This is a genomic window from Plantactinospora siamensis (assembly GCF_042434095.1).
GTDB lineage: Bacteria > Actinomycetota > Actinomycetes > Mycobacteriales > Micromonosporaceae > KBS50.
In genome coordinates, this window is sequence record NZ_JBHLUE010000017.1 from 305,985 (window position 1) to 325,155 (window position 19,171).

Sequence of the window (19,171 nt, forward strand, 5' to 3'; positions counted from 1 at the left end):
GACCTGTCCCGGATCCGGTTCGCCGACCCGGGGGCGTTCGGTCATCGACACGGTCGCGTTCCTCCGGCGCTCTCCGCAAAGATCGACCAGGGGCTTCGCCGGCTTCTCGGGCTGTAGGGCTTCCCCGTTCACCACCGGGTCGTCGACCCGGCAGTAGCCGCGCCGCTTCCGGACGCCCCGGGCCCGGAAGCGGCGTGACCAGCGGACTCAGGCCGCGGCTGTCCGCGTACCGGATCGGGCCAGGGTGAGGACGGCGGCCAGGGACAGGACCGCGGCGCCGACCACGACGAGCGCCATCGGTACGGCGCTGCCGGCGCCGCCGAGCCCGACCAGCGGGGCGGCCAGCGCGCCCACCACCGACTGCACCGCGCCCATCAGCGCGGCGGCGGTGCCGGCGGCCTCCGGGTGCCGGTCCAGGGCCAGCGCCGTGCTGTTCGGCATCACCATGCCGAGCGAGCCGACGAAGACGAACAGCGCCACGGCCACCGGCACGACCGCGCCGGCGGCGGCGCCGGCCAGCAGCCCGGCCCCGGCCGCCACGCCGACGATCAGGGTGGTGACCAGCAGCGGGCGCGGCCCGGTGCGGTCCAGCAGCCGGGCGTTGAGCTGGCCGGTGGCCACCAGGGCCAGCGCGTTGGCCCCGAAGATCAGGCTGAACACGCCACTGGGCAGCCCGAACACGTCCTGGAAGACGAACGACGAGCCGGAGATGTACGCGAACAGGCCGGCGAAGGCCAGCCCCTGGGTCAGCGCGTATCCCAGGTAGATCCGGTCGGCGGACAGCCGGCGCATGGCGCGGGCCGTGGCGCCCAGGCCGCCGGTGGTGCGGCGCTGCACGGGCAGCGTCTCCGGCAGCCGCCAGGCCACCGCGGCGGCCAGCAGCAGCCCGATCGCGCCGAGGGTGAGGAACACCCAGCGCCACGAGCCGAAGCCACCCAGCACCAGGCTGCCCAGGCTGGGCGCGGCCACCGGCGCCACCCCGAAGACCAGGGTGAGCCGGGAGAAGTACTTGGCCGCCGCGCGGCCGGAGTAGAGGTCCCGGACGATGGCCCGGGCCACCACCACGCCGGTGCCGCCGGCGAAGCCCTGCACGAACCGGGTCGCGGCCAGCACCCCGGCGCTCGGCGCCGCCGCGCAGGCCAGCGCCAGCAGCGCGTACGCGGTGACGCCGATCAGGACCGGCAGCCGGCGCCCGAAGCGGTCGCTCAGCGGCCCGGTGACCAGCTGCCCGAGGGCCAGCCCGATCAGGCAGGTGGTCAGGGACAGCTGGATCTGCGCGGGCGTGGCGTGCAGGTCGGCGGTCATGGCCGGGAACGCCGGCAGGTACATGTCCAGCGAGAGCGGACCGATCGCGGTCAGCGTGCCGAGCAGGACCAGCAGCGCGCCGCCGCCGTGCGTCGCCGGCCGGGCCGGCGGGGCGTGGCCGGCGGCCGCCTCCGCGGAGGCGCCGTCGGAGGTGGCGCTGCCGCTGCCGGCGGTGGCGCTGCCGCTACCGGCGGTGGCGCTGCCGGCGGTGGTCGGGTCGGGGCGCGCGGACAGGCTGCTCGCTTCCGGCAAGGTAGGAACTCCCCACGATCGGTGTGTGCACCGGAAGATAACCCCGATTCGCGAGCGGCATTCCGCGACGTGATCCGCGAGACAGCGCCGGCCCGTCAACAGGGGGCCCTTCCTATACCGAAAGCGATAAGAGGGGGCCCTTCCTTTCCAACAGGCGGACCGGGGGGCGGGACGGGGGGTGGGGGGTGGCAGACTGGGCGCCGTGTTGCGCTGGTTGACCGCAGGGGAGTCGCACGGGCCGGCCCTGGTCGCCCTGCTGGAGGGCGTGCCCGCCGGCATCGAGGTGACCGGCGAGGACCTCGGGCGGGAGCTGGCCCGCCGCCGCCTCGGCTATGGCCGGGGCGCCCGGATGTCGTTCGAGCGGGACGAGATAGAGGTGGTCGGCGGCCTCCGCCACGGCGTCACGCTCGGCAGCCCGGTGGCCGTCCGGGTGGGCAACTCGGAGTGGCCGAAGTGGCGCACCGTGATGGCGGCCGACCCGGTCGATCCGGACGAGCTGGCCGGGCAGGCCCGCAACGCAGCCCTGACCCGCCCGCGGCCCGGGCACGCCGACCTGGCCGGGATGCAGAAGTACGGCCACACCGACGCCCGGCCGATCCTCGAGCGGGCGAGCGCGCGGGAGACGGCGGCCCGGGTGGCCGTGGGGGCGGTGGCCAAGGCGCTGCTGCGCCAGGCGCTCGGCGTCGAGATCGTGTCGCACGTCGTCGAGCTGGGCTCGGTGGCCGCCAAGCCGGGCCTGCAGCCCCGGCCCGAGGACGCCGAGCGGGTCGACGCCGACCCGCTGCGCTGCCTCGATCCGGAGGCCAGCGCGCGGATGGTGGCCGAGGTGGACGCCGCGCGCAAGGACGCGGACACGCTCGGCGGGATCGTCGAGGTGCTCGCGTACGGCGTGCCGCCGGGGCTGGGCAGCCACGTGCAGTGGGACCGCAAGCTGGACGCCCGGCTGGCCACCGCGCTCATGTCCATCCAGGCCATCAAGGGGGTGGAGATCGGCGACGCGTTCACCCAGGCCCGCTCCCGGGGCTCGGTGGCGCACGACGAGATCGTGCCGACCGCCACCGGCGTACGGCGGGTCACCGACCGGGCCGGCGGGTTGGAGGGCGGCATCAGCACCGGCGAGCCGCTGCGGGTACGGGCGGCCATGAAGCCCATCTCGTCACTCAACCGGGCGCTGGCCACGGTCGACGTGAGCACCGGCGAGCCGGCCACCGCGATCAACCAACGGTCGGACGTCTGCGCCGTGCCGGCCGCCGCCGTGGTGGCCGAGGCCATGGTGGCGCTCGTGCTGGCCGAGGCCGCCGTGGAGAAGTTCGGCGGCGACTCGGTCGCCGAGATGCGCCGCAACCTGGCCGGCTACCTGGACAACCTGGTGATCCGCTGATGGCGCCGGTCTGCGTGCTGGTGGGCGCGCCGGGCGCCGGCAAGACCACCGTCGGGGAGCTGCTGGCCGCCGCGCTCGGCGTCGGGTTCCGGGACACCGACGCCGACATCGAGGGGCTGGCCGGCAAGCCGATCCCGGACATCTTCATCGACGAGGGCGAGGCGCACTTCCGCGACCTGGAACGCGCCGCGGTGGCCGCGGCGCTGGTCTCCTTCGACGGGGTGCTCGCGCTGGGCGGCGGGGCGGTGCTGGCCGACGAGACCCGCGGGCTGCTGGCCCGGCACACCGTGGTGCACCTGTCGGTGGGGCTGCCCGACGCGATCCGCCGGGTCGGCCTGGGCGTGGGCCGGCCGCTGCTGGCCATCAACCCCCGGGCCACCCTCAAATACCTGATGGACCAGCGCCGGCCGCTGTACGCCGAGGTGGCCGCGCACACCGTGGAGACCGACGGTCGTACGCCCGAGGAGGTGGCCGGGGACGTGCTGGCCGCGCTCGGCCGCCCGGTGGCCGGGGTCGACGGGACCGGAGGGTCGACGACATGAGCGAGCGGAGCGAGCGAATCATCGGGCTCTGTGCGGTGGAGCCTCGTGGCGGGTTCGAGCGCAGCGAGGAGCCGACATGAGCGAGCGGAGCGAGCGAATCATCGGGCTCTGTGCGGTGGAGCCTCGTGGCGGGTTCGAGCGCAGCGAGGAGCCGACATGAGCGTTGCCGGAGCGCTCACCCGGATCCCGGTCGGCGGAGAGCGGCCGTACCAGGTGCTGGTGGGCCGCGACCTGCTGGCGGCGGTGCCCGAGCTGCTGCCCGACGCCGGCCGGGTGGCGGTGCTGTACGCGCCGCCGCTGGCCGGAGTGGCGGCGCAGCTGGTCGAGCTGCTGGCCGCGGCCGGCCGTCGGCCGCTGCCGCTGGAGGTGCCGGACGCCGAGGCCGGCAAGTCGCTGGCGGTGGCCGCCGACTGCTGGGAGCGGCTCGGCTCGGCCGGTTTCACCCGCGGCGACGCGGTGCTGGGCCTCGGCGGCGGCGCCGTCACCGACCTGGCCGGCTTCGTGGCGGCCTGCTGGCTGCGCGGGGTGCGCTGGGCGGCCGTGCCCAGCTCGGTGCTCGGCATGGTGGACGCGGCCGTCGGCGGCAAGACCGGCATCAACACCGGGGCCGGCAAGAACCTGGTCGGCGCCTTCCACCCGCCGGCCGGGGTGCTGGCCGACCTGTCCCTGCTCGCGGACCTGCCGCCGGTCGAGCTGGCGGCCGGGCTGGCCGAGGTGGTCAAGTGCGGCTTCATCGCCGACCCGACCATCCTCGACCTGATCGAGCAGGACCCGGCCGCGGCCACCGACCCGGCCGGCGGGGTGCTGCGCGAGCTGGTGGAACGGGCCGTCCGGGTGAAGGCCGAGGTGGTCTCGGGGGACCTGCGCGAGGCCGGCCGCCGGGAGATCCTCAACTACGGGCACACCCTCGCGCACGCCATCGAGCGGGTCGAGGACTACCGGTGGCGGCACGGCCACGCCGTGGCGGTGGGCCTGGTGTACGCGGCCGAGCTGGCCCGGCTCGCCGGCCGGCTGGACCCGGCCACGGCCGACCGGCACCGCGCCATCCTCACCGCGCTGGACCTGCCGGTGACCTACGCCGCCGACGCCTGGCCGCGGCTGCTGCCGGTGATGCGGGTGGACAAGAAGGCCCGCGGCGACACCCTGCGGTTCGTGGTGCTGGACGGGCTGGCCCGGCCCGGCCTGCTGGCCGGCCCGGCCGAGGACCTGCTCCGCGACGCCTACCGCGCGGTGGGTCGGTGAGCGCGAGGAGCTGGCCGGTTTTGCCAGCCCCGCAGTCGCGAACGAAAGGTTGGCCCGTGAGCGCGAGGAGCTGGCCGGTTTTGCCAGCCCCGCAGTCGCGAACGAAAGGTTGGCCCGTGAGCGCGAGGAGCTGGCCGGTTTTGCCAGCCCCGCAGTCGCGAACGAAAGGCGGCTCAGCATGACGGAATGGAGCTCCGGGCCGAGCGCCCGGGTCGAGGTGCTGAACGGGCCCAACCTGGGCAGGCTGGGCACCCGCCAGGTGGTCATCTACGGCCGGACCACGTACGCGGACCTGGTCACGCTCTGCGAGCGTACCGGCGCCGGGCTGGGGCTGGACGTCACCGTCCGGCAGACCGACGCCGAGCACGAGATGCTGGGCTGGCTGCACGCGGCCACCGACGCCGGCTCGGCCGTGGTGCTCAACCCGGGCGCCTGGTCGCACTACTCTTACGCGCTCCGGGACGCCTGTGCCGAGCTGCGGGGGCCGCTGGTCGAGGTGCACATCTCCAACATCCACGCCCGGGAGCAGTTCCGGCACCACTCGGTGGTCTCAGCCGTGGCGACCGGGGTGATCTGCGGGCTGGGCGTGGACGGCTACCGGCTGGCCCTGCTGCACCTGGCCGGCCTGCGCTCCGGCGAGTCCGCCCCGGGGCAGGCCGGTCCGATCGCCGAGCGCCCGGCCGGTCCGATCACCGAGCGCCCGGCCGGCCCGGTCGCCGAGGGGCAGGCCGGCCAGTAGGGCCAGGGCGAGCCAGACGTACGCGTTGGCGCCGAGGAACCCGACGATGCCGTGCGCGCCGTTCCACCACAGCCAGACCAGGCTGCTGCAGAGGATCAGATAGCTCGCGCCGGCCGCGGCCAGCAGCGCGCGACGCCGGCCGCGGGGCTCGGCGCACCTGGCCGCGTCGGCGAGCCGGGCCAGCGCCGGGATCAGCCAGACCAGGTGGTGTACCCAGGTGACCGGGCTGATCAGGCAGCCCAGGACGCCGGTGAGCGCGAAGCCGCCGAACCGGTCGCCCACCGCGGTCGCCCGGCGGACCCGGCCGGCCCACAGCGCCAGCACGGCCAGCACGGCGACCAGCCACAGCGTGGCCGGGAGATCCGGACCGATCCGGGCCAGCACGCCGCGCAGCGACTGGTTGGACACGTACGCCAGGTCACCGACCCGCCCGGTGTCCCAGAGCGCCTCCGTCCAGAACACCCGGGACGTTCCGGGGGCCACCGCCATGGCCAGCAGGGTGGCGCCGAGGGCCGTACCGGTCGCGGCGGCGGCGGCCCGCCACTGCCGGCTGACCAGCAGGTAGCCGATGAAGACGGCGGGCGTCAACTTGATCGCCGCGGCCAGCCCGATCCCCACCCCGGCCAGGGGCTTTGACACGCGCCCTAGGGCCCGCCAGTCGGCGAGCACCAGCGCGAGCAGCACCAGGTTCACCTGGCCGAAGCTGACCGTGTCCCGGACCGGCTCGAGCACCGCGAACGCGCAGCCGGCCAGGCCGAAGGCGTACCAGCGGCGCCAGCCCGCCCGGCGGGCGACCGGGGCGAGCAGCCAGTGCAGGACGAGCGCGGCCGCGCCGGCGTTGACCAGCACGCTGGCGGCGACCGCCGGATGCCAGGCCAGCAGCGCGAGCGGGCTGAGGACCAGGGCCGCGAACGGCGGGTAGGTGAAGCCGTAGTGGGTTCCCGGGCGGACGTAGTCGTAGAGGGCGCCGCCGTCGCGCAGCCAGGAGGAGACGGCGCCGTGGTAGACGCCCACGTCGAACCAGCCCCGGTGGGCCGGCACGTAGGCCAGGAACAGCGCGGTGGCCGTGACGGCGCCGGCCAGCACCGCGACCCGGCGGGCGGTGCCGGAGCGGCTCATGCCGGCGCCCCCGCCCCGGCCGGCTCGGGCGGTCCCGTCGGTCGGGCCGGCCGACCCGGAAGCATCTGAAGAAGCGCCGCGCCGCCCGCGGGAAGGAGAGTCGCCGCGGCCAGGACGAGGCCGACCAGCGCGCCGAGGGCGATCTGGCCGATCTGGGCCGGGTGCGGGGCGAAGCCGTTCGGCATGATCACCACGGTGAGCCCGGCGCTGGCCGCGGCCGCCCAGGCGCGGGCCCGGCCGGCGGGAGCCGCCACGGCGAACGGCACCAGACCCCACAGCAGATACCAGGGCCGCAGCGCCGGACCGCACAGCACCACGGCGAGCAGCCCGAGACCGAGGGCGTGCACGGCGCCCAGCCGCCGCCGGTGCAGCCAGGCCGCGACCACCAGCGCCGCGCCGGCGACCAGACCCGCGGTACGCCACGCCGCCATGGCCTGGGCCGCCAGGTCGGACCCGAGCGTCTCCAGCAGCAGCCGGGTGATCCGGCCGAGCGCGCTGCTGAGCGACCAGTTGTGCGCCGAGACCGGCGTCTGCAACGCGCCGATCCAGCCGTACCCGGTGCCGGTCAGCGTGGTGACCAGCGCGGCCGTCCCGGCCGCGATCCCGACCGTCCCGGCCGCGGCCCGCGCCGGCCGCGCCGGACCGGCCAGCTCGCCGGCCCAGATCGGCACCAGGAACAGCAGGCCCAGCGCGGCGGGCGCCTTGACCAGCGCGGCCAGCGTCACCAGGACGGTGCCGAGGGCCGGCCGGCGGTACACCGCGGCGACGGCCAGGCCCGCCGCGGTGAGCGCGACCATCGGCCCGTCGTTGTGCGCCCCGCTCACCAGGTGCAGCAGCACGAGCGGGTTGAGCACGGCCAGCCGCAGCGCGCTGGCCGGCGCCACCCCGTACCGGCGGGCCAGCGCCGGCACGACCGCGGCCAGCAGCGCCACCGACGCCACGCTGACCAGGCGCAGGCCCAGCACGCCGAGCACCGGGTGCGGCCCGCACACCGACGCCACCGCCGTGGCCAGCGCCAGGAAGACCGGACCGTACGGGGTGGGCGTGTGCTGCCAGACGGCGGGGACCTCGGCCAGCAGGGGACCGCCGAGGGCGGCGGGCCCGGTCCGGTAGACGTCGAGCCCGGCCCGGACCATCGCGCCCTGCGCCAGGTAGCTGTAGACGTCCCGGCTGAACAGCGGCGGCGCCACCGACAGCGGGATCGCCCAGCAGAGCAGCGTGATCCGCAGATCCCGGGCGGTGGGCGCGGACCGCCCGAGGCCCCACCAGGCGGCGACCAGCAGGGCCAGCCCGGCGCCCACGGCCAGCACGCCCACCCCCGGGTAGCGGCGCAGCTCCACCACGGCGGCCAGCCCGGTGAGCGGGTCCCGGACCGGCAGCGCGCCGGCGACCGCGCCGCCGGCGCCGACCAGCACCGATCCGAGCGTGCCGATCAGGCGGGAGCGGGCATGATCGGGCAACCGGGGCTGGGGCACGGGCGCACGGTGTCAGAGCTGGATGTCCGGCGGCGAACGGCCGATTGACCATGGCCTTGCCGGCACGCGTCGCCGCCGCCGCGCCCGCCCGTGCCCGCCGCCGACCGGCCGGCGGCGCCGGGGAGTTGGCGGCGCTCGGGCGCCCGTACCCGAGCCGGCGGCGCGGCGCCGCCGCTGGGTAGACTGGGCGGGTCTGGACGTCAATAAGATCAAGGCAGGACATGGCCACCACCAACGACCTCAAGAACGGTCTGGTTCTCAACCTCGACGGCGAGCTGTGGACCGTCATCGAGTTCCAGCACGTCAAGCCCGGCAAGGGCGGTGCCTTCGTGCGCACCACGCTGAAGAACGTGATGTCCGGCAAGGTCGTCGACAAGACGTTCAACGCGGGCACCAAGGTCGAGACGGCCACCGTCGACAAGCGCACCATGCAATACCTGTACGCCGACGGCGAGGACTACGTGTTCATGGACCTGGACACGTTCGACCAGATCCCCGTGCAGGGCGGCACGGTCGGCGAGGCGGCCAACTACCTGCTGCCCGAGGCCGAGGCCACGGTGGCGCTGCACGAGGGCGTCCCGCTGTACATCGAGCTGCCCACCAGCGTGGTGCTGGAGGTCACCTACACCGAGCCCGGCCTGCAGGGCGACCGGTCCACCGGCGGCACCAAGCCGGCCACGGTCGAGACGGGCGCCACCGTGCCGGTGCCGCTGTTCATCACCACCGGCGAGAAGATCAAGGTCGACACCCGCGACGGCCGTTATCTCGGCCGCGCCTGATGGCCGAGGGGCCCAAGCAGCAGATGCCCGCCCGCCGCAAGGCGCGGAAGCGGGCGCTCGACGTCCTCTACGAGGCGGACCTGCGGGACCGGCCGCCGGTCGAGGTCCTGGCCGGCTACCTTGAGCGGATCGCCAAGCCCCACCCGGAGCACCTCGGGTACGCGGTGAGCCTGGTGGAGGGCGTGGCGCAGCACCTCGACCGGATCGACGAGATCATCGCCAGCTACGCGGAGGGGTGGACGCTGGACCGGATGCCGGTGATCGACCGGAATCTGGCCCGGATCGCCGTCTACGAGCTGCTGTACGTCGACGACATCGACGACCCGGTGGCGATCAGCGAGGCCGTCGAGCTGGCCAAGCAGATGTCGACCGATGACTCCCCCCGCTTCCTCAACGGGGTGCTCGGGCGGATCGCCGAGTACGCCACCCGCTGACGGCCGCAACATCCGGCCGCGACGTCCGGCGAACGCCGGCCGCGACCCGGCCGGCGTCGACCGCGACGTCCGGCGAACGCCGGCCGCGACCCGGCAGGCGCCGACCGCGACGTCCGGCGAACGCCGGCCGCGACCCGGCAGGCGCCGAAGGGCCCCGCGGTTGACCGCGGGGCCCTTCGGCGTTCGGTGCTTCAGGAGGCGAACAGCGCCCGCGGGTCGGCCACCAGCACGCCGTGCTCGGTCAGCCGCTCGATCAGGCCGGACGGCGAGGCGTCGTACACGATGGCCAGCGCGCGTAGGTCGTCGGCGCGGATCGAGAGGACCCGGCCGTTGTAGTCGCCCCGCTGCTGCTGGATGGCGCGGGCGTACCGGGCCACGTACGCGAGCTCCTCGGAGGCCTCGTCGTACAGCCGCTCCAGGTCGAGGACGATCTTGTTGGTCGGCTCGTGCCGGACGCCGCTGCCATCGGGCAGCAGCTCCGAGACGGGAACGCGGTAGAAGTCGGCCAGCTCGGCGAGCCGGGAGACGGTGACCGCCCGGTCGCCCCGCTCGTACGAGCCGACCACGACGGCCTTCCAGCGCCCGTTCGACTTCTCCTCCACGCCCTGCAGGGACAGGCCCTGCTGCTGACGGATGGAGCGCAGGCGTGCGCCCAACGACTTGGCGTACTCAGACGGCATTCGGTCACTCCCAGTGCTGGCTTGGGGGTTCATCCCAGCGATCGCTACGGAGCGTGACGGTACGGGGATTGCGACACGTGGTCAAGTGCTGGCTACCCGCTGGTTTCCGAGGAGCCCTCACGAATGGTTCATTTCACCCCGCTGACCTGGGGATCAGTGATTTCCGGCCGGTTCCGGACGGGCCCCACCGGAGCCCCGGGTCGGCGCTGGTAACGTGGCGGAAGCTGCGGCCTGACCCCGTGTCCAGGCCGTTCCCGACATCCTTTAACGACCCGTCCCGTGAGGCGGGGAAGGAGGTCCGCCGTGGCCTACCCACCGGCCGCCCGAGATCCACAAGCGTCACCACCGTCCGTGAAGGTGATCCTCGCGAGCGCCGACGTGGCGCGGGTGATCGATCGCATGGCGCATCAGATCCTCGAGAAGACCCAGGGCGCCGCCGACACGGTCCTGCTGGGCATCCCCACCCGGGGCGTGCCGCTGGCCCGCCGGCTGGCCGCCCGGATCGCCGCCTTCGAGCGGGTCGAGCTGCCCGTCGGGGTGCTCGACGTCACCCTCTACCGCGACGACCTGCGCCGACACGCCACCCGGGCGGTCGGCCCCACCGAGGTGCCGACCGGCGGGATCGACGGCAAGCGGGTGATCCTCGTCGACGACGTGCTCTTCTCCGGCCGTACCGTGCGGGCCGCCCTGGACGCCCTCAACGACCTGGGCCGGCCGGCCTCGGTCCAGCTGGCCGTGCTGGTCGACCGCGGCCACCGCGAGCTGCCGATCCGGGCCGACTACGTCGGCAAGAACATCCCCACCGCGCTGGCCGAGCGGGTGCGGGTGACGCTCGCCGAGGTGGAGGACCGGGACGAGGTCCGGCTGCTGCCGCCCGGTCCGGCCCCGGCCGATCCGGCGCGGGCCGGCTCCGCTTCGGCCGACCCGGCGCAGCCCGGGTCGGTCCGGGTCGGTTCCGCCGCGGCCGACCCGACGGCCGGGCGGACCGCTCCCGGGCGGGACGGAAGGCGGCCCCGATGATCCGGCACCTGCTCTCCGGCGCCGACCTGGACGCCGCCTCGGCGACCCTGATCCTGGACACCGCGGCCGAGATGGCCAGCGTGAGCGGCCGGGAGATCAAGAAGCTCCCGGCGCTGCGCGGCCGGACCGTGGTGAACCTCTTCTACGAGGACTCCACCCGCACCCGGATCTCCTTCGAGGCGGCCGCCAAGCGGCTCTCCGCCGACGTGATCAACTTTTCGGCCAAGGGGTCCAGCGTCTCCAAGGGGGAGAGCCTCAAGGACACCGCGCTCACCCTGCAGGCCATGGGCGCCGACGCCGTGGTGATCCGGCACCCCGCCTCGGGGGCCCCGCACCGGCTGGCCAACTGGGTCGACGGGAGCGTGGTCAACGCCGGCGACGGCACCCACGAGCACCCGACGCAGGCGCTGCTCGACGCGTACACGATGCGGGCCCGGCTGGGTCGGATCGCCGGCCTGCACGTGGTGATCGTGGGCGACGTGCTGCACAGCCGGGTGGCCCGGTCGAACGTCCAGCTGCTGGCCACGCTGGGCGCCAAGGTCACCCTGGTCGGTCCGCCCACGCTCATCCCGGTGGACTGGGCCAGCCGGGCCGGCGCCGGCACGCCGGCCGCGCCGCCGCCCGGCGAACCCGGCGGCGGCACGCCGGTGACCGACGTGTCGTACGACCTGGACAGCGTGCTGCCCACCGCCGACGTGGTGATGATGCTGCGGGTCCAGCGGGAGCGGATGGCCGCCTCCTACTTCCCGTCCGCCCGGGAGTACGCCCGGCGGTACGGGCTGGACGGGCCGCGGCTGCGCCGGCTGCCCGAGCACGCCGTGGTGATGCACCCCGGCCCGATGAACCGGGGCATGGAGATCTCCCCGGAGGTCGCCGACTCGCCCCGGTCCACCATCGTCGAACAGGTCGCCAACGGCGTGTCCGTGCGGATGGCCGTGCTGTATCTCTTGCTGGGGGGTAGCCGGTGAGCGCGAGGAGCGTAGCGAAGCGGAGCACCGCAGTCGCGAACGAAGGGCGGGCCCGGTGAGCGCGAGGAGCGTAGCGAAGCGGAGCACCGCAGTCGCGAACGAAGGGCAGACCCGTCATGAGTGACTCGTACCTGATCAAGGGTGTCAGCGTGGTCGGCGGCAAGCCGACCGACCTGCTGGTGCGCGACGGCGTCGTGGCCGAGGTCGGGCCCGGCCTGCGGGCCGCGGGCGCCGCGGTGGTCGACGGGGACGGCCTGGTGGCGCTGCCCGGCCTGGTCGACCTGCACACCCACCTGCGGGAACCCGGCCGGGAGGACGCCGAGACGGTCGAGTCCGGCTCTCGGGCGGCCGCGCTCGGCGGGTACACGGCGGTCTGCGCCATGGCCAACACGTCGCCGGTGGCCGACACGGCCGGCGTGGTCGAGCAGGTCTGGCGGCTCGGCCGGGAGGCCGGGCTGGTGGACGTGCAGCCGATCGGCGCGGTGACCGTGGGCCTGGCCGGGGAGCACCTGGCCGAGCTCGGCGCGATGGCCGACTCCACCGCCACCGTGCGGATGTTCTCCGACGACGGGCACTGCGTGGCCGATCCCCGGCTCATGCGCCGGGCGCTGGAGTACGTCAAGGCGTTCGGCGGGGTGATCGCGCAGCACGCCGAGGAGCCCCGGCTGACCGAGGGCGCACAGATGCACGAGGGCGAGGTGTCCACCCGGCTCGGCCTGACCGGCTGGCCGGCCGTGGCCGAGGAGGCCATCATCGCCCGCGACGTGCTGCTGGCCGAGCACGTGGGCAGCCGGCTGCACGTCTGCCACACCTCGACCGCCGGCAGCGTGGCGGTGCTGCGGCACGCCAAGGCCCGAGGGGTGGCGGTGACCGCCGAGGTGACCCCGCACCACCTGCTGCTCACCGATGAGCTGGTGGGTGGCGGCCCGGCCGGCGGGCCGTACGACCCGGTCTACAAGGTGAACCCGCCGCTGCGCACCGCGGCCGACGTGGCCGCGCTGCGCGCCGCGCTCGCCGAGGGCGTGATCGACGCGGTGGCCACCGACCACGCGCCGCACGCCGTCGAGGACAAGGAGTGCGAGTGGGCGTACGCCCGGCCGGGCATGCTGGGGCTGGAGACCGCGCTGTCGGTCGTACTCGACGTGCTCGGCCCGGAGTGGGACCTGATCGCCGAGCGGATGTCCCGGACGCCGGCCCGGATCGCCGGGCTGGCCGAACACGGCCACGACCCGGCGCCGGGCCGGCCGGCCACGTTCACCCTGGTCGACCCGGCCGCCCGGCGCCGGGTCGAGCCGTCCGAGCTGGCCAGCCGCAGCCGCAACACCCCGTACGCCGGGCTGGAGCTGCCGGGCCGGATCGTGGCCACGTTCCTGCGCGGCGAGCCGACGGTCCTCGACGGAAAGGCGGTCCGGTGAGCGCGAGGAGCTTGCCGGGGTTGCAAGCCCCGCAGTCGCGAACGGAAGGTGGCCCGGTGAGCGCGAGGAGCTTGCCGGGGTTGCAAGCCCCGCAGTCGCGAACGGAAGGTGAACACTGATGCGGAGGAAGTCCGCGATCCTGGTGCTGGAGGACGGCCGGACCTTCTCCGGCGAGGCGTACGGCAGCGTCGGAGAGACGTTCGGCGAGGCGGTCTTCACCACCGGGATGACCGGCTACCAGGAGACGCTCACCGACCCGTCGTACCACCGCCAGGTGGTGGTGCAGACGGCGCCGCACATCGGCAACACCGGCGTGAACGACGAGGACGACGAGTCGGGCCGGATCTGGGTGGCCGGCTATGTGGTGCGGGACCCGGCCCGGATCGGCTCGAACTGGCGCTCCACCGGCGGGCTGGAGGACCGGCTGGCCACCGAGGGTGTGGTCGGGATCTGCGGCGTGGACACCCGGGCGCTGACCCGGCACCTGCGCGCGCGGGGCGCCATGCGGGTCGGGGTGTCCAGCGTCGAGGACGATCCGGCGGCGCTGCTGGAACGGGTCCGCCGGTCGCCGCGGATGGTCGGCGCCGACCTGTCCGACCAGGTGACCACCGACCGGCCGTACACGGTCGAGGCGGTGGGCGAGCACCGGTACACGGTGGCGGCCATCGACCTGGGCATCAAGCGCAACGTGCCGCGCCGGCTGGCCGCGCGCGGCGTCACCACCCACGTGCTGCCGGCCGGCAGCTCCATGGCGGACGTCCTGGCCACCGGGGCCGACGCGGTGTTCTTCTCGCCCGGACCGGGCGACCCGGCCACCGCCGACCGCCCGGTGGCGCTGGCCCGGGAGGTGCTGACCCGCCGGATGCCACTGTTCGGGATCTGCTTCGGCAGCCAGATCCTCGGCCGGGCGCTGGGCTTCGGGACGTACAAGCTCGGCTACGGGCACCGGGGCATCAACCAGCCGGTGCTGGACCGGGCCACCGGCAAGGTCGAGGTGACCAGCCACAACCACGGCTTCGCGGTGGCCTGGCCGGGGGCCGACGCGGCCGCCGGGTCGGCCGCCGTCGTGCCCGACCAGGTGGTGGACACCGACTTCGGCGGCGTACGCGTCAGCCACGTCTGCCTGAACGACAACGTGGTCGAGGGCCTGCGCGCGGTGGACGTACCGGCGTTCACCGTGCAGTACCACCCGGAGGCGGCGGCCGGTCCGCACGACGCGGACTACCTTTTCGACCGCTTCGCCGAGTTGATCGAGGGCCGGACTTCCTCGGGGGGACGCGACAATGCCCAAGCGTGATGACCTGAAGCATGTCCTGGTGATCGGCTCGGGGCCGATCGTCATCGGGCAGGCCTGCGAGTTCGACTACTCCGGCACGCAGGCGTGCCGGGTGCTGCGCGCCGAGGGGCTGCGGGTGAGCCTGGTCAACTCCAACCCGGCCACCATCATGACCGACCCGGAGTACGCCGACGCCACCTACGTCGAGCCGATCACCCCGGAGTTCGTGGAGCTGGTGATCGCCAAGGAGCGGCCGGACGCGCTGCTGCCCACGCTGGGCGGCCAGACGGCGCTCAACACGGCCGTGGCGCTGCACGAGGCCGGCGTGCTCGACAAGTACGGCGTGGAGCTGATCGGCGCCGACATCGAGGCCATCCGCCGGGGCGAGGACCGGCAGCTGTTCAAGGAGATCGTGGTGCGGGCCGGCGCCCGGATCGGGGTGGCCGAGCCGGAGCGGCTGGTGCCGCGCTCCCGGGTCTGCCACTCGATGGACGAGGTCCGCGACACCGTGGGCGAGCTGGGGCTGCCCGTGGTGGTCCGGCCGTCGTTCACGATGGGCGGCCTGGGCTCCGGGATGGCGCACACCGACGCGGACCTGGACCGGATCGCCGGCACCGGCCTGGCGGCCAGCCCGGTGCACGAGGTGCTGATCGAGGAGAGCGTGCTCGGCTGGAAGGAGTACGAACTCGAGCTGATGCGCGACCGGCACGACAACGTGGTGGTGGTCTGCTCGATCGAGAACGTCGACCCGATGGGCGTGCACACCGGCGACAGCGTGACGGTGGCGCCGGCCATGACGCTCACCGACCGCGAGTACCAGCGGCTGCGCGACCTCGGCATCGCGGTGCTGCGCGAGGTCGGCGTGGACACCGGCGGCTGCAACATCCAGTTCGCCATCGACCCGGCCGACGGCCGGCTCGTGGTGATCGAGATGAACCCGCGGGTGTCCCGCTCGTCGGCGCTGGCGTCGAAGGCCACCGGCTTCCCGATCGCCAAGATCGCGGCGAAGCTGGCCATCGGGTACACCCTGGACGAGATCCCGAACGACATCACCCGGCAGACCCCCGCGGCGTTCGAGCCGGCGCTGGACTACGTGGTGGTGAAGATCCCGCGGTTCGCCTTCGAGAAGTTCCCGGGCGCCGACGCGGAGCTCACCACCACGATGAAGTCGGTGGGCGAGGCCATGGCCATCGGCCGCAACTTCACCGAGGCGCTGAACAAGGCCATGCGGTCGGTCGAGACGAAGGCGACCGGGTTCTGGACCGTACCGGATCCGGCCGGCGGGTCCGCGGGCACGGCGGCCGCTGCCCGGGCGGACGCCCTGGCCGCGCTGCGGGTGCCGCACGACGGCCGGCTCTACACCGTCGAGCGGGCGCTGCGGCTGGGCGCGAGCGTGGCCGAGGTGACCGAGGCGTCGGGCGGGATCGACCCGTGGTTCGTCGACCAGATCGCCGGGCTGGTGGAGCTGCGGGCCGAGATCGTGGACGCGCCCGTGCTCGACCGGGACCTGCTGCGCCGGGCCAAGCGCGCCGGCCTGTCCGACCGGCAGATCGCGGCCCTGCGGCCCGAACTGGCCGGCGAGGACGGCGTACGTACGCTGCGGCACCGGCTCGGGCTGCGCCCGGTCTACAAGACCGTGGACACCTGCGCGGCCGAGTTCGCCGCGACCACCCCGTACCACTACTCGGCGTACGACTCCGAGACCGAGGTGGAGCCGTCGGACCGGCCGAAGGTGCTGATCCTGGGCTCCGGCCCGAACCGGATCGGTCAGGGCATCGAGTTCGACTACTCCTGCGTGCACGCGGTCCTCGCGCTCCGGGCCGGCGGCTTCGAGACCGTCATGGTCAACTGCAACCCGGAGACGGTGTCGACCGACTACGACACCGCGGATCGGCTCTACTTCGAGCCGCTGACCTTCGAGGACGTGCTGGAGGTCTGGCAGGCCGAGGACGCCTCGGGTCGGGCGGCCGGCGGCCCGGGTGTGGTCGGCGTGGTGGTCCAGCTGGGCGGGCAGACCCCGCTGGGCCTGGCCCAGCGGCTCAATAACGCCGGGGTGCCGGTCGTCGGCACGTCGCCGGAGTCCATCCACCTGGCCGAGGACCGCGGCGCGTTCGGCGCGCTGCTGCACCGGTCCGGGCTGCGCGCGCCGGCGTACGGGACCGCCACCTCGTTCGACGACGCCAAGGCGATCGCCGACGAGATCGGCTATCCGGTGCTGGTGCGCCCGTCGTACGTGCTGGGCGGCCGCGGCATGGAGATCGTCTACGACGAGCCGACGCTGCGCGGGTACATCGGCCGGGCCACCGACATCTCGCCGGACCACCCGGTGCTGGTGGACCGGTTCCTGGACGACGCCATCGAGATCGACGTCGACGCGCTCTGCGACGCCGACGGCGAGATCTACCTCGGCGGGGTGATGGAGCACATCGAGGAGGCCGGGATCCACTCCGGCGACTCGTCCTGCGCGTTGCCGCCGATCACCCTGGCCGGGTCGCACCTGGCCGAGGTCCGCCGGTACACCGCGGCCATCGCCCGGGGGATCGGCGTACGCGGGCTGCTGAACGTCCAGTACGCGCTCAAGGACGACATGCTGTACGTGCTGGAGGCCAACCCGCGCGCCTCCCGTACCGTGCCGTTCGTCTCGAAGGCCACGGCCGTGCCGCTGGCCAAGGCGGCGGCCCGGATCATGCTCGGGGCCACCGTGGCCCGGCTGCGCGCCGAGGGGCTGCTGCCGGCCACCGGCGACGGGGGCACCCTGCCGGACGACGCCCCGATCGCGGTGAAGGAGGCCGTGCTGCCGTTCCAGCGGTTCCGGACGCCGGCCGGCAAGGGGGTCGACTCGCTGCTGGGCCCGGAGATGAAGTCCACCGGCGAGGTGATGGGCATCGACACCTCGTTCGGTATCGCCTTCGCCAAGTCGCAGGCGGCCGCGTACGGGTCGCTGCCGACCGGCGGGACGATCTTCGTCTCGGTGGCGAACCGCGACAAGCGCGGCATGATCTTCCCGGTGAAGCGGCTGGCCGACCTGGGCTTCGCGATCGTGGCCACCACCGGCACCGGCGAGGTGCTCCGCCGGCACGGCATCTCCTGCCAGCTCATCCGCAAGCACTACGAGGAGGCGGGGGAGGGCCCCGACGCGGTGTCGATGATCCTCGGCGGTGAGGTGGCCCTGGTGATCAACACTCCGCAGGGGTCGGGGGCGAGCGCCCGCAGCGACGGGTACGAGATCCGCAGCGCCGCGGTGACCGCGGACATCCCGTGCATCACCACGGTTCCCGGCGCCGCGGCCGCGGTGATGGGCATCGAGGCCCGGATCCGCGGCGACATGTCGGTCCGCCCGCTGCAGGAACTGCACGCCGCCCTCCGAGCCGCCCGGTGATCTTTGAGCGGGTGGTGCGGGCGGGGTTGTTCCGGCTCGGTGGGGGGGATGCCGAGGCGGCCCACGAGTGGACGCTGCGGCGGCTGGCCACGCTGTCGACCAACCGCCCGGCGCTGGCCGCGCTGCGGACCGCGTACGCCGTCCGGGCGCCGCGTACCGTCTTCGGGGTCGACTTCCCCAACCCGGTCGGGCTGGCCGCCGGGATGGACAAGGACGGGGTGGCCCTGCCGGCCTGGCCGGCGCTCGGGTTCGGCTTCGTCGAGGTCGGCACGGTCACCGCGCAGCCGCAGCCGGGCAACCCCCGACCGCGGCTGTTCCGGCTGCCGGACAGCGGCGCGGTGGTCAACCGGATGGGGTTCAACAACTCCGGTGCGGCCGCGCTGGCCGGCCGGCTGGCCGCGCTGGGCCGGCCGCTCGGCGTACCGCTGGGCATCTCGCTCGGGAAGTCCAAGGTGACGCCGCTGGACGGCGCCGTGGCCGACTACCTGGCGTCCTACCGCGCGCTGCGCGAGCACGGCGACTACTTCGCGGTGAACGTCAGCTCGCCCAACACCCCGGGACTGCGCGCGTTGCAGGACCGGGACCACCTGTCCGCGCTGCTTGGCGCGCTGGTGGGGGAGAAGCCGATCCTCGTGAAGATCGCGCCGGACCTCACCGAGCCGGCCATCGCCGAGCTGCTCGCGGTCTGCCTGGAGGGCGGCGCGGCCGGGGTGATCGCCACCAACACCACGGTCGGGCGGGCCGGGGTGGCACCGGCCGACCGCGCGGCCGCGGCCGAGACCGGCGGGCTCTCCGGGCGGCCGCTGGCCGACCGGGCCCGCGAGGTGGTCTCGTTCGTGCACCGCGAGACCGGCGGGGCGCTGCCGGTGATCGGGGTGGGCGGGCTGCTGAGCCCGGACGACGCGACGCGGATGTTCGACGCCGGGGCAAGCCTGGTGCAGCTCTACACCGGCTTCATCTACCGCGGGCCGGCGCTGGTCCGGGCGATCGCCCGGGCGGCGGCCCGCGGTGGCGGGCCGGCGCCGGCCGCCGGCGGTGCGGCGGCACCGACCTGACCCGCCGGCGCCCGGCCGGGCCGGCCGCCGGCCCGGGCCGCTGGCCCTGGGCCGCTGGCCCTGGGCCGCCGGCCTGGGCCGGAGGCGTTAACAAGGGGCCCTTCCTATAC

The 19,171-nt window shown here is 74.6% G+C and carries 14 protein-coding genes and 2 pseudogenes; 12 read left to right on the forward strand and 4 right to left on the reverse strand.

Annotation, left to right across the window (positions count from 1 at the left end; all coding sequences use genetic code 11):
- Positions 1-207 precede the first annotated feature (207 nt).
- Positions 208-1,557 carry a multidrug effflux MFS transporter gene (locus ACFFHU_RS21910; protein ID WP_377341734.1) on the reverse strand — a complete coding sequence of 450 codons (1,350 nt, stop codon included), beginning with the start codon at positions 1,555-1,557 and terminating at the stop codon, positions 208-210.
- A 202-nt stretch (positions 1,558-1,759) separates the two neighbouring features.
- Here ACFFHU_RS21910 and aroC point away from each other — a divergent pair, with 202 nt between their 5' ends.
- From aroC to aroQ, 4 genes and pseudogenes are all read left to right on the forward strand, one after another.
- Positions 1,760-2,938, forward strand: a complete 1,179-nt coding sequence (gene aroC, locus ACFFHU_RS21915) for a chorismate synthase (protein ID WP_377341735.1) — start codon at positions 1,760-1,762, stop codon at positions 2,936-2,938.
- Positions 2,938-3,480 (forward strand): shikimate kinase, encoded by a 543-nt coding sequence (locus tag ACFFHU_RS21920; protein ID WP_377341737.1) that lies wholly within the window; start codon positions 2,938-2,940, stop codon positions 3,478-3,480. Before aroC ends, ACFFHU_RS21920 begins: the two co-directional genes overlap by 1 nt.
- Positions 3,481-3,636: 156 nt before the next feature.
- Entirely contained in the window at positions 3,637-4,722 is a 1,086-nt protein-coding gene (gene aroB / locus ACFFHU_RS21925; RefSeq protein ID WP_377341739.1) for a 3-dehydroquinate synthase, read from the forward strand.
- 178 nt (positions 4,723-4,900) lie between these two features.
- A pseudogene (aroQ, locus tag ACFFHU_RS21930) lies at positions 4,901-5,344 on the forward strand (type II 3-dehydroquinate dehydratase); the annotation flags it as partial.
- Here aroQ and ACFFHU_RS21935 read toward each other — a convergent pair.
- Both ACFFHU_RS21935 and mptB read right to left on the reverse strand, forming a co-directional pair.
- Positions 5,273-6,580 (reverse strand): glycosyltransferase 87 family protein, encoded by a 1,308-nt coding sequence (locus ACFFHU_RS21935; RefSeq protein WP_377341741.1) that lies wholly within the window; start codon positions 6,578-6,580, stop codon positions 5,273-5,275. The pseudogene aroQ and the gene ACFFHU_RS21935 overlap by 72 nt on opposite strands.
- Positions 6,577-8,055 carry a polyprenol phosphomannose-dependent alpha 1,6 mannosyltransferase MptB gene (gene mptB, locus ACFFHU_RS21940; protein WP_377341743.1) on the reverse strand — a complete coding sequence of 493 codons (1,479 nt, stop codon included), beginning with the start codon at positions 8,053-8,055 and terminating at the stop codon, positions 6,577-6,579. Before mptB ends, ACFFHU_RS21935 begins: the two co-directional genes overlap by 4 nt.
- Before the next feature lie 221 nt (positions 8,056-8,276).
- Here mptB and efp point away from each other — a divergent pair, with 221 nt between their 5' ends.
- Together efp and nusB are read left to right on the forward strand one after the other, a co-directional pair.
- On the forward strand, positions 8,277-8,834 hold the full coding sequence (gene efp / locus ACFFHU_RS21945; protein WP_377341745.1) for an elongation factor P: 558 nt from the start codon (positions 8,277-8,279) through the stop codon (positions 8,832-8,834).
- A gap of 23 nt (positions 8,835-8,857) precedes the next feature.
- Complete coding sequence (gene nusB, locus ACFFHU_RS21950; protein WP_377341873.1) at positions 8,858-9,268, forward strand: transcription antitermination factor NusB; 411 nt, start codon at positions 8,858-8,860, stop codon at positions 9,266-9,268.
- A 191-nt stretch (positions 9,269-9,459) separates the two neighbouring features.
- Here nusB and bldD read toward each other — a convergent pair whose 3' ends face one another.
- On the reverse strand, positions 9,460-9,948 hold the full coding sequence (gene bldD / locus ACFFHU_RS21955) for a transcriptional regulator BldD (protein ID WP_095564825.1): 489 nt from the start codon (positions 9,946-9,948) through the stop codon (positions 9,460-9,462).
- Between the two features lie 303 nt (positions 9,949-10,251).
- On the opposite strand from bldD, the pseudogene pyrR reads away from it, so the two are divergent.
- The 6 genes and pseudogenes from pyrR to ACFFHU_RS21985 form a co-directional block, all read left to right on the forward strand.
- Positions 10,252-10,815 (forward strand): annotated as a pseudogene (pyrR, locus tag ACFFHU_RS21960) (bifunctional pyr operon transcriptional regulator/uracil phosphoribosyltransferase PyrR); the annotation flags it as partial.
- A 149-nt stretch (positions 10,816-10,964) separates the two neighbouring features.
- The gene (locus ACFFHU_RS21965; protein ID WP_377341747.1) at positions 10,965-11,936 is read left to right on the forward strand and encodes an aspartate carbamoyltransferase catalytic subunit; all 972 of its coding nucleotides are present in this window, start codon (positions 10,965-10,967) and stop codon (positions 11,934-11,936) included.
- 116 nt (positions 11,937-12,052) lie between these two features.
- Positions 12,053-13,351 (forward strand): dihydroorotase, encoded by a 1,299-nt coding sequence (locus ACFFHU_RS21970; RefSeq protein WP_377341749.1) that lies wholly within the window; start codon positions 12,053-12,055, stop codon positions 13,349-13,351.
- A gap of 118 nt (positions 13,352-13,469) precedes the next feature.
- Positions 13,470-14,648 (forward strand): glutamine-hydrolyzing carbamoyl-phosphate synthase small subunit, encoded by a 1,179-nt coding sequence (gene carA / locus ACFFHU_RS21975; protein ID WP_377341750.1) that lies wholly within the window; start codon positions 13,470-13,472, stop codon positions 14,646-14,648.
- A complete protein-coding gene (carB, locus tag ACFFHU_RS21980) occupies positions 14,635-18,006 on the forward strand; it encodes a carbamoyl-phosphate synthase large subunit (protein WP_377341752.1) in 3,372 nt (1,123 codons plus the stop codon). Before carA ends, carB begins: the two co-directional genes overlap by 14 nt.
- Complete coding sequence (locus ACFFHU_RS21985) at positions 18,003-19,061, forward strand: quinone-dependent dihydroorotate dehydrogenase (RefSeq protein ID WP_377341754.1); 1,059 nt, start codon at positions 18,003-18,005, stop codon at positions 19,059-19,061. The genes carB and ACFFHU_RS21985 overlap by 4 nt, the downstream gene beginning before the upstream one ends.
- The last annotated feature ends 110 nt before the right edge of the window (positions 19,062-19,171 follow it).

Excerpts from the sequence above, each read along its gene's own strand:
- ACFFHU_RS21920 (WP_377341737.1), top strand. The coding sequence starts at position 2,938 with ATGGCGCCGGTCTGCGTGCTGGTGGGCGCGCCGGGCGCCGGCAAGACC.
- aroB (WP_377341739.1), top strand. The coding sequence starts at position 3,637 with ATGAGCGTTGCCGGAGCGCTCACCCGGATCCCGGTCGGCGGAGAGCGG.
- ACFFHU_RS21935 (WP_377341741.1), bottom strand. The coding sequence starts at position 6,580 with ATGAGCCGCTCCGGCACCGCCCGCCGGGTCGCGGTGCTGGCCGGCGCC.
- efp (WP_377341745.1), top strand. The coding sequence starts at position 8,277 with ATGGCCACCACCAACGACCTCAAGAACGGTCTGGTTCTCAACCTCGAC.
- nusB (WP_377341873.1), top strand. The coding sequence starts at position 8,858 with ATGCCCGCCCGCCGCAAGGCGCGGAAGCGGGCGCTCGACGTCCTCTAC.
- bldD (WP_095564825.1), bottom strand. The coding sequence starts at position 9,948 with ATGCCGTCTGAGTACGCCAAGTCGTTGGGCGCACGCCTGCGCTCCATC.
- ACFFHU_RS21965 (WP_377341747.1), top strand. The coding sequence starts at position 10,965 with ATGATCCGGCACCTGCTCTCCGGCGCCGACCTGGACGCCGCCTCGGCG.
- ACFFHU_RS21970 (WP_377341749.1), top strand. The coding sequence starts at position 12,053 with ATGAGTGACTCGTACCTGATCAAGGGTGTCAGCGTGGTCGGCGGCAAG.
- carA (WP_377341750.1), top strand. The coding sequence starts at position 13,470 with ATGCGGAGGAAGTCCGCGATCCTGGTGCTGGAGGACGGCCGGACCTTC.
- carB (WP_377341752.1), top strand. The coding sequence starts at position 14,635 with ATGCCCAAGCGTGATGACCTGAAGCATGTCCTGGTGATCGGCTCGGGG.